Source organism: Microcystis wesenbergii FACHB-1317 (assembly GCF_014696875.1).
Taxonomy (GTDB): Bacteria; Cyanobacteriota; Cyanobacteriia; order Cyanobacteriales; family Microcystaceae; genus Microcystis; species Microcystis wesenbergii_A.
Map to the genome: position 1 here is coordinate 1 of NZ_JACJQV010000079.1, position 13,286 is coordinate 13,286.

Here is a 13,286-nt window from a genome sequence, read left to right on the forward strand (position 1 = left end):
ACCTCCAAGCCGTTCGATAACTTATTGCTGCTTTTTTTGCCTAGTCTGAGCGTCTCATGTCTATATATTACTATGCCTGACTATATCTGACCATATTTGTATTGAAACTTTACTATACCTGAGTTGACAAATACTTGCGCTCGTTCTTCGATTTGCTTATTTGGTTGGAGAAATAAGTCTGCCTTCGATAACGCTTCTAAAATATATGCTTTTCTTGGAGAAGGCGTAATTTGTTCAGCTTCAAACATTAAGGCTTGTGAAGAAACTAACTCAAATTGCCCAGCTTCCCACAATGCGATGACATTGAGAATAGCCTCAGCTTCAACAGCAACTCGAATTTGCGTCTTGGTATCAAGTGGGCGTTGCAAGCTGCACATATTGGGACTTAGGCATTTTCGGGCAGCAAAAAAGGCTCAAACCATTACGGGACAAAGGGTTAACCTCAATTTATGATTTTCCTTGATATATCTGGGTTTCAGCGATTTTGGGCTTCTCGAAGTAAATCCCAAGCGGGGATTGGAGTTGAGGCTTTTATCGATTTGTTTTTTGTCTAAGTCCCAATATCAAAATAAATCCTCATAATACAAACTTGCAACACCCCTCAAGCCAAAAGTTTTACCCTATAGAATTACCATTATATAGGGGCTCTCTCTTTAAATATGCCCCCATAGCTTGACAGAGTTCTTCAATCATAAGCTCTACAGCTGCTGCTCCACCAACAACACTTGATAAAATTTCCACCACTACTGCCTCTGAAAGACCAGTAGCCGCAGCAATCACAGCAACTTCTGGAATAAGGGCAAGTCCGCCAGTGGCAACTGCCGCCGCAATTGCAGCAGCAATGACTGCGCCCAAGCCTACGTTTAGCCCAATTTTACAAGACCAACATTTGGCAGCATCCCCTAGTGGGACTTAGACAAAAAACAAATCGAGAAAAGCCTCAACCCCAATCCCTGCTTGGGATTTACTTCGAGAAGCCCAAAATCGCTGAAACCCAGATAGATCAAGGAAAATCATAAATCGAGGTTAACCCTTTGTCCCGTAATGGTTTGAGCCTTTTTTGCTGCCCGAAAATGCCTAAGTCCCACTAGAGAGGCTGCAAGTTCAGGATGCTCAAATGCTAAGTTCGTTCTTGCCATAAGATAGCGGGCGCTTTCAGATGTAGTCATGCTTAAGTCCCCAGTAAATTTGTTCAATTCATGATTTCGGACAAAAGAGAGAGTGGAGGGTGTTCAAACACCTAACCACATATTATAGGTCAACTTTCTGTATAACAATCTCCAGAGTAAAGATATGGGTCAACTTTCTGTATATCACTTCATTTAGGCGCAATCGCCAGAACTTTTCCCTATATCACGCCCAAAAGCTTGTTAGCCAGATTAGCATATTGCCAAAAACCTTGTTTAACTAAATTCCTGACAATTAGGCTCATTCTTTCTAGCGATGATTCCTATATCTGACCGCACCTCTTGACAAAAATTGATAATTATTCGACCTTTAGCGATCGCTATCGGGGGATAATTGTTTTTTGTTACAGCAATATGAAGCAGCCCAACTGATGGCTATATTTCCAGATTATCGCCCGCAGGAAACCAATAATTGCCGATGATAAATTTGTCGTCGCCGTCGGGGGTGAACAGGCTATCACCACGGGAGTAGTATAAGCTTACCAACGGGCTTGATCGGAACCTTTTACGGTGGTTCAAATTGATGCCCATGGCGATATGCGTTTTGAGTACGAAGGATCGCACCATAACCACGCCTGTGTGATGCGTCGGGTGTTAGAAATGGGTTTACCGACCTTACCCGTGGGAATTCGGGCTATTTGTCGAGAAGAAGCCGAATTAATCGCTAAACAGCAGATTCCCGTGATTTGGGATCGAGATATCGCCAGGGATGCGGAGTTATGCTGCTTTCGCCAACACAACTTTCAGGAGCCTCCAACTTCAATCACTTCTCCTGGAGAGACTTTATCTAATACGCTACAGGCATCTGGCATTAGGGGAAGTAAGTCAGAAAGTTTGTTGCTGGTTGCTACAAGAACAATAACTGCCACTCCAGTTTGCTGTAAATTTTGCTGATAACGCAAATTTTGATCTGTAGTGAGGAGAATCGTGAAACCCTCCTGACTCATCAGCCTCAGCAACTCACCGTTCTTTTTCCCTGACCATCCCATCTCAACAACTGTGCATACCTCGTAATCGGCAAGCTCACGCTTTAACGGGCGTGGGGCGCATTCATCAAGCAGGATTCGCATAGGCTGTCAACATTTCCTTTGCTAATTCAAGGGCTGAGATCGCCTGTTCTCGACTGACACTGGGAAAATGGTCTAGAAATACCTCTAATGAATCACCAGCCTCAAGATAATCAAGTAGGGTTCTCATCGGCACACGAGTTCCTACAAAAACAGGGGTTCCCCCTAGAATGTCGGGATCACTGTGAACAACACGGGATATTAATGCCATAACAAATATATCCAACTGGCTACTAGCTTTTATCGTCATTGTATCCTAAAGTCATTTGTCGGCTCTATACAAGGTGAGGCTCAGGCATGGGACACTTCACTTGACTACTCTGCCTACATCTTGCCGCTAGACCCAAACTAACTTTTGGATACGATGCACAGTTGGCATTCATACCTTGATTCTGCAACGCCTAGACTTACAACTTCAATCAATGTGCATGGTGCGTTCCCCAAAAATCTATTAGTGGAGCGGTAGAAGTTGCATTAGGGAACGCACCCTACAAGATCGGCGATCTGCTACGCAGTGCCTTCGGCATCGCAATTCAAACTAACTTGCCCTTGCAGAATCACCGCAACTAAACTAAACTTAGTTTGTGGACTTAGTTTTTTAAGAGCATGGAAACTGTAAACATTCATCAGGCTAAAACAAGCCTTTCTCGGCTATTGTCCCGTGTGGAACTCGGAGAGGAAATCGTTATTTCAAACCGAGGTATTCCAATTGCTAAACTTGTTCCATTTCGGACATCTTTAGATCGACGGTCTAGTTTAGGACAAGATCGAGGGATGTTTACCGTACCAGATGATTTTAATGCTCCTTTACCAGAAGATATTTTGGGAGCATTTGAGGGTGGTGCGGAGTGAGAATTTTACTGGATACACAATGCTGGCTGTGGTGGTTTGTCCAACCAGACAAGTTAAGTGAGAATGTAATTGAACAAATTGCCAACGAAAGCAATGAAGTGTGGTTTTCTGTTGCCAGTGTTTGGGAGATGGGAATTAAAGTTTCAATCGGTAAATTGTCACTGCCAGAGCAAATAGATGATTATGTCTCTACTCGAATGACCCAACTAGGAGCTAGATCGTTAGAGATCAATGCTTCTCATGCTTTGCGGGCGGCTGCATTGCCTTTACATCATCGTGATCCTTTTGACCGAATGCTGATTGCACAAGCTCAGGTAGAAGATATGACACTTGTGAGTGCGGATTCAACATTTAATCAATATGAAGTGTCTTTGCTTTGGGCAGCTAGTTCTTAGTTATAAACACAGAATTTCAGCTGCCTTCTAGATATTCGTGAACCAAATTCTGTGTAGTTACAATTATTAACTCGCACATTTTTGCAACTAATTGACTGTCATTTCTGGAAGACTCCAAAGTGACTTGACACTGACCTGCACAAGAGCCTTCAATTTCACAGCCTTTGCAGAAATCGTTCTTACAGCCAATCAATGTCCATGGTGCGTTCCCCAAAAATCGATCGGTGGATCGGTAGAAGTTACATTAGGGAACGCACCCTACCAGATCGGCGATCTGCTACGCAGTGCCTTTGGCATCGCACACTAGGATTGAGCTTTTAATGGAAATCTCTCAGGATTTTTAATAATTTCTTTGCTTAAATCTACATCTAAATCTGGCCAATAAAAATGATCGGGAAAAGGCTCTTGTATATTTAAAATTTGTCTAATAGTGACATCTTGAAACCAAGGAAAATCTTGATAAGAAAGAAACATTTCTTCACTGTTTGCCAGAATCCATATTCCATGGGAAGAAATATGAGTTACTTCAGCTTGAGAAGTGTTTTGTCCAAGCATTTCTAAGTTCATTTTGTCGTTCCTCAATAATAGTTTCTATCGCTTGAAGATGATTGATGCTTACCCTTTGTTTATTATAGCAAATATTAAGTTAAAAATACACGAGGGAGAAGCAAGAGCATAAAAATCCCCCTCAACTGGTCTAAAATTAAGGGGGAATGAGTTATACAAAAAAGCAATTTAACCGACGTTACTGGGTTCTTTTTCGAGGGAATGAGAGCGTTTTACTTTCCGTTTTAGGGTTGCACCTGCACCAAGTATTCCCAGGGAAAGAAGACTTAGGGTTGAGGTGGGTTCGGGAACTGGTCTTACATCACCATCACTACCTACTTTAATCGAAGTAACATTACCATCTAAGTCTGTAGATAATTGTATTTCGTACCTAACTAATGAAGTGGCTACATTTTGTCCATATTCATTTGACCATTCAGATTCAAACAAGACAAATATTTCATTTGTATCAAGGAAATATATGCCAGTGGAAAACGGAGAATTATTTTTCAAAGTTTGTCGGTTAATATTATCCGAAAAACCTGTTAGTGAAAAAGGAGTATAGGTATAATCTAAGCCTATGAGTTTAGCAATAAATACATTAGAATTAGCAGTTGTCTCCAATCCAATAGTAAAGCTATAATCTTGCAGATTAAGAGAGGTAACACCTGTCGCTAGAGTGATATCAGTAAAAAAACTATTCAAACTAGAATTGCTTGAATTAACAGTTAGTTGCAAGGAATTTTGAGGCTTCTGTGGCGGCAAGAGTAAATGTTGTCCATCTTTTTTCTTTCCCCTTTTTTTACCTTGTTCAATTGCATCATCAAGTTGTTTAAAAAAAGCATCCTTGGCTTCTTGTTCACATTGTTTAAAGCCATTAGGATCACTAAAATATTCAACAAGACAGTCTGCGAATTTAGAGAAATATTCTTCTGGGGTATCTGCATATACTGGACTATTAGACAACAAACCAATACCCACAAACGAGGTAGAAGTACAAACAGTTAGAGTTAAAGTACCACACCACCTGCTTAAATAAGGAAATTTCATAGTTTTGCTCCTTGTTTAGTGTGTTGAGATTAAAAAAACCTTTTTGGAATAATAAACACCCCACAATTAACTGTCAAGGCTTTTAAAGTTATATAAAGCTATATAAAGCAGTATTAAGAAAAATAACTTAAATCTAAAAATAATATTAAATTGACCGTACACCTTATAATGTCATATAATGTCAGGTAAAAGCTTATTAATCTTGATTCTGTGTGTAAAAATGAACAATTTTGATATTCACTCTTTAATTACAACTGTTGATAATCTCATCTTCTCCTATACAGGAGAGAATTTAGATGATGTTCAGTCTGAAATCTTAGAAGGGGTGATTAATCACCAAAAATACACAGAAATCGCTAAAAATCATCATCGTTCCGAGAAATATGTCAAGGATGTAGCCGGTAAGCTATGGAAAACCTTATCGGAAATTCTAGGAGAAGAAGTTAATAAAGCTAATCTTAGGTCTAGTCTGCGAAGGTATTATTATAATGTCGCTAACAATAATGTCGTTAACGGTGTCCAAATTAATAAAGGTCATATCTGTAATCAACTACCAGAAAACCAATTACAAAAATTTGATCCAGAAGAAGAATATAAACTCGAAATCGCTACAGAATTGATGAAGGAAGGCTTAACCGTGGAACAAATTGCTAGAGTGTTAAAACTTCCCTTAGAATTAGTTAAAGAGCAACTTGAAAAACCCAAGCAACCTAATTAGAAGTTGGGTTGACAGTGGTAGCGGGTGTTAAGCTATCGTTACAGCAGTTATCTCAATAGTGAGATACGAAGTTTTCGTTTTGGGGAGCCAGTCGTCAATACTAAATTAGCTTATACTTCGTGTTGATCCGAAATTCCCCCTTGACAAAAGGCCATAACCTGTGCTTTGGGAGGGATTAAGAGAATTTCTGATGCCCCCTTACCCGGTAGAAATCAAGGAAACCCCCAATAAATCTAACTCGGTTTTAGCAAATATGCTCCCTCCCTGTCCATTGAGAAATATTACAATAAACATGGGTACACCAAGAAAAGTTAAGGGTTGCATCCATTAATGGATAAGGGTTTTTTGCTATTGCAGTAGATATATTTGGGGTCAGTTCAGGTTGATAAGAAAGTCTGTAATAGACAAAAATAGTCAAAATATTTATAATAGAAGATTGGACTAAAATTTTCTGTGACTTGCCCATGTTATTGTCTTGCGCCACCGGTAGCGAACAGTTTTTAGGGAGTGAAGCGATCGCATCTTACGCCACAGCTAAGGCCGTGATCCTGCCGATTCCCTACGAGGCCACCACCACCTATCGCAAGGGTTGTGAAACTGGACCGGCGGCGGTGATTACCGCTTCCCAACAATTGGAAGCTTATGATGAGGAACTTAAGAGGGAAACCTGTTTAGAAGTGGGCATCTATACCCATGCTGCGATCGCCGATACCCGTCAACAACCGCAATTGTCCGCCGAGGAGATGTTAGCCGTCACCACAGCTACAGTTTCCCGTCTAATTGCCGATGATAAATTTGTCGTCGCCGTCGGGGGTGAACACGCTATCACCACGGGAGTAGTACAAGCTTACCAACAAGCTTTATCGGAACCTTTTACGGTGGTTCAAATTGATGCCCATGGCGATATGCGTTTTGAGTACGAAGGCTCCCACCATAACCACGCCTGCGTGATGCGTCGGGTGTTAGAAATGGGCTTACCGACCTTACCCGTGGGAATTCGGGCTATTTGTCGAGAAGAAGCGGAATTAATCGCTAAACAGCAGATTCCCGTGATTTGGGATCGAGATATCGCCAGGGATGCGGATTGGATCGAAAAAGCGATCGCCAAAATTACCACCGAGAAGGTATTTTTAACCATAGACGTGGATGGCATCGATCCCGCTTTAATTCCGGGGGTGGGAACACCTGAACCGGGGGGGTTAAGTTGGCATCAAACCCTAGGCTTTCTCCGTCGTCTTTTCCAAACTCATCAGGTGATTGGCTGCGATGTGATGGAATTGGCCCCGATTAGTGATTCGGTGGTCTCGGAATTTACCACTGCCAAGTTAATTTATAAGTTAATTGGCTATCAATTTATTGCCTAGGGGCTTGCCTAATTAGGAGCAATCGTGTTATAATAGCGATCCGTGCGGACGTATAGCTCAGTTGGTTAGAGTACATCGTTGACATCGATGGGGTCACTGGTTCGAATCCAGTTACGTCCATAAAGCATCTACCCTAGTTCTAGGCATGAGCAGCAGTTCCTAGACTAGCTGTTCTTTTGGGTAATGATTCGGTAGTAGTGGCGTAGCTCTCTTGCTTACCTGGTATGAATTGTGTCAAATATTTATTAATAAAAATAATTGGAACCCGCTCAGTCTTTAAACCTCTAGCTTGATCATGACTTTTCTGATAAATATCTTTTTCTGGCTCCTGTCTGGCTTACTCAAATATCAGTCTAGCACCGAACAAAGTGCCCCCCCTAGTTCACCTCCGTTCCCCTGTCCTAATTGTGGTTCTCACCATAGGATCAAGAATGGTTCTATTCCTAAGGGAAAACCCAAACGTCAATGTAAAGAATGTGGTCGTCAGTTTGTGATCAATCCCACTAATAAAACCGGAGCTGACGAAACCAAACAATTAATTGATCAACTCTTGCTCGAACGAATTTCCTGACGAGGAATTGCTAGAGTAACAGGGGTAAGTTGGTCATGGTTACCAAATTATGTCAACAATAAACTGGCGGCTGTCCCCCGTAAAATAAAGGTTTCAGACAAACAAAAAGGTAAATTGGTTAGAGAATGTGATGAGATGTGGTCTTGGGTTTTTTCTAAGACAATAAAGCTTTATATTTGGCGGTTAATTGATAGAAATACAAGAGAAATTATTGGTGGCTATGCGCGGAGATAGGAGTCGTCAATCAGCCAAAAAACTTTGGGGCTAGTTTACCAGGCGTTTACCGACAATGTGCGGTTGCTTACACAGACTTTTGGGAGTCCTATAAGACAGTAATTCCCAGTAAACGTCATCGACCGGTCGGTCAAGAAACTGGTCAAACTAATCCTATTGAAAGATTAAATAATACCTTTCGACAAAGGATTTCTCGGCTGGTGAGAGAGAGTCTATCTTTCTCTAAAAAAATGGAGAATCACGTTGGGGAACCCTTTGGTATTTTATCCATGACTACAATGCACAGCAAAGCAAAGGATTAAGCCGCCATCACTACTACCGAATCACCACCAAAACATTAAATCTATCACAGGAAGAAATTGACAAACTAAAAGAGCAACGAGAAAAAGAAATTGATGCCAGTTTAGTAAAACTCAACAACGATATTTATCAAAACGAAAAAGGTTTAGGAGAAAATGATCGTGTATATCTTGTTGCAGCTTCAATTATTGCAACAATTGGTATCCCAAATGAAGTTCCTGTACTTGAAAAAAATGATTTAAAATCACAAACATTTATTGGTGGACGCGATGGAGATATTTTAATTAATCGAATTAATGCTTTTCTAAATAAAAAAGATTTACCTCAAGACAAGAAAGATTTAATCATCAGAACTTTATCCAATACATTATTAACTGAAAATATCAATAAAGTTGAAAATGGTGAAAGTCAACTCAAAAGAGTTTTTAGCAAAATTGTAGATGATCTAGGAATATATTATAAAATAGGCTTAACTACTGATTTTACAGGAAAACTTTTTAATGAAATGTATAGTTGGCTTGGTTTTTCGCAAGACAAACTAAACGATGTAGTGCTTACCCCATCTTATATCGCTACTCTTTTAGTAAAATTGGCGCGAGTAAACAAAGATTCTTATGTGTGGGATTTTGCCACAGGTTCGGCAGGTTTATTAGTTGCCGCGATGAATGAAATGCTTATTGATGCGAAAAATAATATTACTTCGCCTCAAGAACTTACTCAAAAAGAAATTAAAATAAAAACCGAGCAATTGCTGGGATTAGAATTGCTTTCAAGTGTGTATATGTTGGCAATTCTAAATATGATTTTGATGGGCGACGGCAGCTCTAATATTTTAAATAAAGACTCTATAAAAGATTTTGATGGGAACTACGGTTTTGGTCAAACAAATAGCAAATTCCCTGCTGATGCTTTTGTCTTAAATCCTCCATATTCTGCGAATGGTAATGGGATGAACTTTGTGGAAAAAGCCCTTGGAATGATGAACAAAGGTTATGCTGCTATTATTATTCAAAATTCTGCTGGTTCAGGTAGAGCTAAAGAATACAACAAAAAAATATTAGAAAAACATACCCTTTTGGCAAGTATTAAAATGCCGATTGACTTGTTTATCGGTAAATCTAGTGTACAAACCAATATATATGTTTTTAAAGTAAGTAGTCATGCAAAATTAATTACCCAAATAAAAAATTAAGAAGTATAATACATGAAGAAACGAAGTAGCAGGAAAATACAATGAGATTTATTAGAGACCTAAACCCCGAGAGCCAGAAAATGCTAGAGAGAATTTATCGAGCTAGTAAACATCATCAAGTAAGAGAGCGAGCGAAATGTATACTCTTAAGTTTTCAGGGAACCACGATAGAAGAATTGAGCGGAATATTTGGAGTTACGAGAAAGACCATCTATAATTGGTTGACGGCTTGGGAAGATAGAAAACTAATTGGTTTTTATAATCGTCGAGGAAGAGGGAGAAAACCTAAATTGACAGAAGCACAAAGCCAACAAGTTATTGACTGGGTAAAAGAAGAACCAAAAAGCTTAAAAAAAAATCCAGATCAAAATTGTAGAAGAAGGGAAATTAACCGTAAGCAAAGACACGATAAAAAGACTGATAAAAAAAATCAACATGAGGTGGAAAAGGGTGAGAAGAGGGATGGGCAAAACCCCTGATGAGTGGGAGCTTGAGGTCAAACTACCTATTTTAGAAGAACTCAAAAAACAGGAAAAAAGAGGAGAGATTGAGATAGGATATTTGGATGAAATGGGATGGGATTCAAAGCCTTGTATTCCTTAGGCTTGGCCAGAAGAAAAAACCACAATAAAGTTACCACCAATTGAAGGTAAAAGACTAAATATTTTAGGAATAATGAAACGAGATAATCAATTATTTTATGAGACACAGGTGGGAACGGTTACTAGCGAGATAGTTATTAATTTTCTGGATAAATATTGCCAAAATATACAGAAAAAAACTGTCATAATAATTGACCAAGCTTCCATTCATACCAGCGATGCATTTAGGGAGAAACTTGAGGAATGGGAAAAGAAAAACTTGAAAATATTTTGGTTGCCCACTTATTCACCTCATTTAAATTTAATTGAAATATTATGGAGATTTTTAAAATATGAATGGATTGAATTTAGTGCCTATAAAGACCGAAAGAGCCTCCTCGCTTACGTTAAAAAAGTGCTGGACAATTTTGGAGGCGAGTATGTAATTAATTTTGCCTAGGTACTTAAATGAAAAACACCATAAAGATGAAATAGTAAAGTTTATTGATTTCTCAAACGATGGTTACACTCGTACCAATCGCAAAAAATCCAGCAACAACTTAAAAGACACTGACTGCGCCAAAGAACGCTACGAAGAGTTGGTAAACTTGGTCCGTTTTGGTAAAAGCAAACTCAATATTTTTACTGAAAAAGAATATTATGAAGGCACTATTGATCCAAAAAATGGTAGTGACTGGAATCAAACAGCACCTATTGACACTAAACCTACTTTACAGGATTTCAAGAAAACAGTAAGTGATTATTTAGCTTGGGAAGTTTCTAATATTCTAAGACAACAAAGTACAGAGGAGGAAAGATTGGGAAAGTAGAAACCCCACTTCATGAGAAATTGAAAAATGTGGAGTGGGGCGAGTTCAGAATTGAAGACGTATTACAATGGCAATCACAAAAAGAAATTGACCCTCTAAAACTTGAAGAATTAAAAGATGAAACAGAAATAATATATCCGTTTTACGGACAAGCAACTATAAATAATGGAATAATTTCCTATCATCAGCTAACAAGAAAAGTTTTAAATAATGAAAGTGGAAAACCAACAATTTTAATTCATTCAAATAATCAAAATATTGTTTATTTAGAAACACCTTTTTACTTAAAAGATGGTCACGGCGCAACAAGTGTATTGCAGTGTGAAAAACTAAATAAAACAAATCAAATGTTTATTGTTGCTTCAATAGATAAGGTTATAAAACGCAAATATTCTTATAATCATAAAGCGACTAAAATCGAATTAAAAAATACAGTTATAAAACTACCTACAAAAAATGGCAAAATAGATTTTAAATTTATGGAAAGTTTTATAGCGGAGTTAGAAGCAGAACGTATAGCGGAGTTAGAAGCGTATTTATTAGCTACTGGTTTAAAAGATTATACTTTAACAGATGAAGAAAAACAGGTTTTAGATGATTTTGAAAAAGGAAAAATAGCGTTTGGCAGATTTACATATCAAAGTATTTTTAATAAAATTGTTCAAGGTAGAAGACTTAAAAAAGACGACCAAATTTCTGGCAATATTCCTTTTGTAATGGCTGGTACAACAAATACAGGAGTTGTAAATTATATTTCAAACCCTGTGGCAAGTTTTCCAAAAAATTCAATTACAGTAGATATTTTTGGCAATACTTTTTATCGAAATTATTATTTTGGAGCAGGTGATGATACAGGTGTATATTGGAATGACGAAAGAGAATATTCAAAAGAAGTAATGCTCTTTTTTGCAACATCAATGGAAAAATCAATATCTGGGAAATTTGATTTTGGTAAAAAATTAAGGAGTTCTCAAAGTTTAAATTTAACAATGAAACTCCCAACACAAAACAACCAACCAAATTACGCAATAATGGAAACTTTTATCTCTGCTATTCAAAAACTCGTTATAAAATAGGTTGTTTTGTATGCTGACAGAAAAATAGCGGCTACAAAAACAGTCGTAAATAAATAAGCATAGTGCGCTCTCTATTATTGTGAGTCTTGATTTTTGGGCGATGACAACTCCAACCACTGAACTTATAGATTAAAATAGAATTACCAAAGCTAGAATTTACTTAATTTAGGAGGTTCTATGATGACGTTACAGGAAATTATTAAATCTCTCGAAAATTTACCCACAGAAGATCGAGATTATTTATTTGAATTTCTGTAAAAACAACGAATTAATCAAAAACGAAATGAAATTTTAACTAATGCAGAAGAACTAAAACAGGCTTTTAAAAATGCTAATGAAGGCGATCGCACCTTATTTGAAGATATATATAGCGTTTTGCAGTCTGCTGAGGTACAAAAGTTATGGGTTTTAGGCACTCATGCAAGAGGCAAAAGGCTTCGGCAGTGAGATCAGCGTTCGACCGAGCGTCCGACAAAAGCTCACGCCGAAGTCTCACGCCGAGGTCCGAACGGCAAAAGGGAAGAAAAATAGGTGTACCTCACTAGCTTAGGAAACGGCTTAACTATTTATTAGACGAAAAGTTTACGTTGATCACGCCAAACAATCTAGTCAAATGTATTACACATAATTTAGTTATAATGTCAAGAGTTTTTTCGTATATCGTTAAGATTCACCTATTAATATTTTCCATGCTGTTATAAATTTCTGGCATCAGTAATTTTTAATGGTAAATAACCATCGTTTTCACCTGAATATCAACATTCAGTTTTTTCCGCAAAACATTGAAAATAGCAGTCAAATTATCCATCGTTGGATTACCTTTTGCTGATAACATTCGCTGTAAACTTTTACTAGGTTTAGAGGTTTCAATTGCTAACTGTTCAAAACCTACAGTTGCATTAACAATATCTCTTAAAATTAATCTTGCTGTTTCTGGTTCACCATTTAGGAAAAGAGAAATAGCTTCATCAAGTAAAGCAATTGTAAATTCAGAATCTCTTTGTACTCTTGCATTAACAGTTTCCTTAAAATCTCTAGTTAGTGCCATAATAACTACCTCTTATCTCTATTATCGTTGTCAGTTGCTTGCTCTTTGCTAATTTCTTTTTTTCTTCTTTTGTACTCTTGGTATAATTCTTTAGCACGATTAATATCAGATTGCTGATTTTTCTTTAGACCTCTTGCATAATTTTTTTATGGTATAATGGAGGGTTTTGCTTTTTTCTCAATTCTTAGATTGAAGTGGAAAAAAGAATAAAATGTGATCTTAGGTCAGGAAATCATCTATAATTTTGCTATGTTTATTAGCAAAATTATGGATTA

Annotated in this window: 15 protein-coding genes, 1 tRNA gene and 3 pseudogenes; 11 read left to right on the plus strand and 8 right to left on the minus strand. The window is 37.9% G+C overall.

All coding sequences use genetic code 11. From position 1 onward, the window contains the following. Positions 1–80 precede the first annotated feature (80 nt). The 3 genes from H6F92_RS04020 to H6F92_RS04030 all read right to left on the minus strand — a co-directional run bounded on the left by H6F92_RS04020 (position 81) and on the right by H6F92_RS04030 (position 1,169). Entirely contained in the window at positions 81–368 is a 288-nt protein-coding gene (locus H6F92_RS04020) for a hypothetical protein (RefSeq protein ID WP_242029995.1), read from the minus strand. A 247-nt stretch (positions 369–615) separates the two neighbouring features. Further along, positions 616–855, minus strand: coding sequence for a hypothetical protein (locus H6F92_RS04025; RefSeq protein WP_242029996.1), 240 nt, complete (start codon positions 853–855; stop codon positions 616–618). A gap of 158 nt (positions 856–1,013) precedes the next feature. Next, positions 1,014–1,169, minus strand: coding sequence for a hypothetical protein (locus H6F92_RS04030; protein WP_190356886.1), 156 nt, complete (start codon positions 1,167–1,169; stop codon positions 1,014–1,016). A gap of 426 nt (positions 1,170–1,595) precedes the next feature. On the opposite strand from H6F92_RS04030, the pseudogene H6F92_RS25705 reads away from it, so the two are divergent. Further along, positions 1,596–1,898 (plus strand): annotated as a pseudogene (locus H6F92_RS25705) (arginase family protein); the annotation flags it as partial. Between the two features lie 32 nt (positions 1,899–1,930). On the opposite strand, the gene H6F92_RS04040 reads toward H6F92_RS25705, so the two are convergent. Both H6F92_RS04040 and H6F92_RS04045 read right to left on the minus strand, forming a co-directional pair. After that, on the minus strand, positions 1,931–2,257 hold the full coding sequence (locus H6F92_RS04040; RefSeq protein ID WP_002757286.1) for a DUF5615 family PIN-like protein: 327 nt from the start codon (positions 2,255–2,257) through the stop codon (positions 1,931–1,933). Next, complete coding sequence (locus tag H6F92_RS04045) at positions 2,241–2,504, minus strand: DUF433 domain-containing protein (protein ID WP_002757287.1); 264 nt, start codon at positions 2,502–2,504, stop codon at positions 2,241–2,243. The genes H6F92_RS04040 and H6F92_RS04045 overlap by 17 nt, the downstream gene beginning before the upstream one ends. Before the next feature lie 356 nt (positions 2,505–2,860). Between H6F92_RS04045 and H6F92_RS04050 the strand changes: the two genes are divergently transcribed. Together H6F92_RS04050 and H6F92_RS04055 are read left to right on the plus strand one after the other, a co-directional pair. Beyond that, complete coding sequence (locus H6F92_RS04050; RefSeq protein WP_190356877.1) at positions 2,861–3,106, plus strand: type II toxin-antitoxin system Phd/YefM family antitoxin; 246 nt, start codon at positions 2,861–2,863, stop codon at positions 3,104–3,106. Then, on the plus strand, positions 3,103–3,501 hold the full coding sequence (locus H6F92_RS04055; protein ID WP_190356878.1) for a type II toxin-antitoxin system VapC family toxin: 399 nt from the start codon (positions 3,103–3,105) through the stop codon (positions 3,499–3,501). The genes H6F92_RS04050 and H6F92_RS04055 overlap by 4 nt, the downstream gene beginning before the upstream one ends. 303 nt (positions 3,502–3,804) lie before the next feature. On the opposite strand, the gene H6F92_RS04060 is transcribed toward H6F92_RS04055, so the two are convergent. Both H6F92_RS04060 and H6F92_RS25710 read right to left on the minus strand, forming a co-directional pair. Beyond that, positions 3,805–4,068 (minus strand): DUF2442 domain-containing protein, encoded by a 264-nt coding sequence (locus H6F92_RS04060; protein ID WP_190356879.1) that lies wholly within the window; start codon positions 4,066–4,068, stop codon positions 3,805–3,807. 168 nt (positions 4,069–4,236) lie between these two features. Further along, the gene (locus H6F92_RS25710) at positions 4,237–5,097 is read right to left on the minus strand and encodes a PEP-CTERM sorting domain-containing protein (RefSeq protein WP_242029997.1); all 861 of its coding nucleotides are present in this window, start codon (positions 5,095–5,097) and stop codon (positions 4,237–4,239) included. A 220-nt stretch (positions 5,098–5,317) separates the two neighbouring features. Between H6F92_RS25710 and H6F92_RS04070 the strand changes: the two genes are divergently transcribed. The 8 genes and pseudogenes from H6F92_RS04070 (at position 5,318) to H6F92_RS04105 (ending at position 11,963) form a co-directional block, all read left to right on the plus strand. Further along, positions 5,318–5,815 (plus strand): helix-turn-helix domain-containing protein, encoded by a 498-nt coding sequence (locus H6F92_RS04070; RefSeq protein ID WP_190356880.1) that lies wholly within the window; start codon positions 5,318–5,320, stop codon positions 5,813–5,815. A gap of 464 nt (positions 5,816–6,279) precedes the next feature. Next, positions 6,280–7,179 carry an agmatinase gene (gene speB, locus H6F92_RS04075; RefSeq protein WP_190356881.1) on the plus strand — a complete coding sequence of 300 codons (900 nt, stop codon included), beginning with the start codon at positions 6,280–6,282 and terminating at the stop codon, positions 7,177–7,179. Between the two features lie 46 nt (positions 7,180–7,225). Then, a tRNA-Val gene (locus H6F92_RS04080) sits at positions 7,226–7,299 on the plus strand. A 304-nt stretch (positions 7,300–7,603) separates the two neighbouring features. Then, positions 7,604–8,267: pseudogene (locus H6F92_RS04085) on the plus strand (IS1 family transposase); the annotation flags it as partial. 522 nt (positions 8,268–8,789) lie between these two features. Further along, positions 8,790–9,476: an HsdM family class I SAM-dependent methyltransferase gene (locus H6F92_RS25715; RefSeq protein WP_242029999.1), complete on the plus strand. Its 687-nt coding sequence runs from the start codon at positions 8,790–8,792 to the stop codon at positions 9,474–9,476. A gap of 41 nt (positions 9,477–9,517) precedes the next feature. Continuing rightward, positions 9,518–10,517: pseudogene (locus tag H6F92_RS04095) on the plus strand (IS630 family transposase). Continuing rightward, positions 10,510–10,887, plus strand: coding sequence for a hypothetical protein (locus tag H6F92_RS04100; protein ID WP_190356882.1), 378 nt, complete (start codon positions 10,510–10,512; stop codon positions 10,885–10,887). The pseudogene H6F92_RS04095 and the gene H6F92_RS04100 overlap by 8 nt, the downstream one beginning before the upstream one ends. Before the next feature lie 29 nt (positions 10,888–10,916). After that, positions 10,917–11,963, plus strand: coding sequence for a restriction endonuclease (locus H6F92_RS04105; RefSeq protein ID WP_265795668.1), 1,047 nt, complete (start codon positions 10,917–10,919; stop codon positions 11,961–11,963). Between the two features lie 721 nt (positions 11,964–12,684). Here H6F92_RS04105 and H6F92_RS04110 read toward each other — a convergent pair. Then, entirely contained in the window at positions 12,685–13,011 is a 327-nt protein-coding gene (locus H6F92_RS04110) for a helix-turn-helix domain-containing transcriptional regulator (RefSeq protein ID WP_190356883.1), read from the minus strand. Positions 13,012–13,286 lie beyond the last annotated feature (275 nt).

Coding starts and splice junctions, on each gene's coding strand:
- H6F92_RS04045 (WP_002757287.1), bottom strand. CDS start 2,504: ATGACGATAAAAGCTAGTAGCCAGTTGGATATATTTGTTATGGCATTA.
- H6F92_RS04040 (WP_002757286.1), bottom strand. CDS start 2,257: ATGCGAATCCTGCTTGATGAATGCGCCCCACGCCCGTTAAAGCGTGAG.
- H6F92_RS25710 (WP_242029997.1), bottom strand. CDS start 5,097: ATGAAATTTCCTTATTTAAGCAGGTGGTGTGGTACTTTAACTCTAACT.
- H6F92_RS04060 (WP_190356879.1), bottom strand. CDS start 4,068: ATGAACTTAGAAATGCTTGGACAAAACACTTCTCAAGCTGAAGTAACT.
- H6F92_RS04070 (WP_190356880.1), top strand. CDS start 5,318: ATGAACAATTTTGATATTCACTCTTTAATTACAACTGTTGATAATCTC.
- H6F92_RS04030 (WP_190356886.1), bottom strand. CDS start 1,169: ATGACTACATCTGAAAGCGCCCGCTATCTTATGGCAAGAACGAACTTA.
- speB (WP_190356881.1), top strand. CDS start 6,280: ATGTTATTGTCTTGCGCCACCGGTAGCGAACAGTTTTTAGGGAGTGAA.
- H6F92_RS04110 (WP_190356883.1), bottom strand. CDS start 13,011: ATGGCACTAACTAGAGATTTTAAGGAAACTGTTAATGCAAGAGTACAA.
- H6F92_RS04050 (WP_190356877.1), top strand. CDS start 2,861: ATGGAAACTGTAAACATTCATCAGGCTAAAACAAGCCTTTCTCGGCTA.
- H6F92_RS25715 (WP_242029999.1), top strand. CDS start 8,790: ATGTATAGTTGGCTTGGTTTTTCGCAAGACAAACTAAACGATGTAGTG.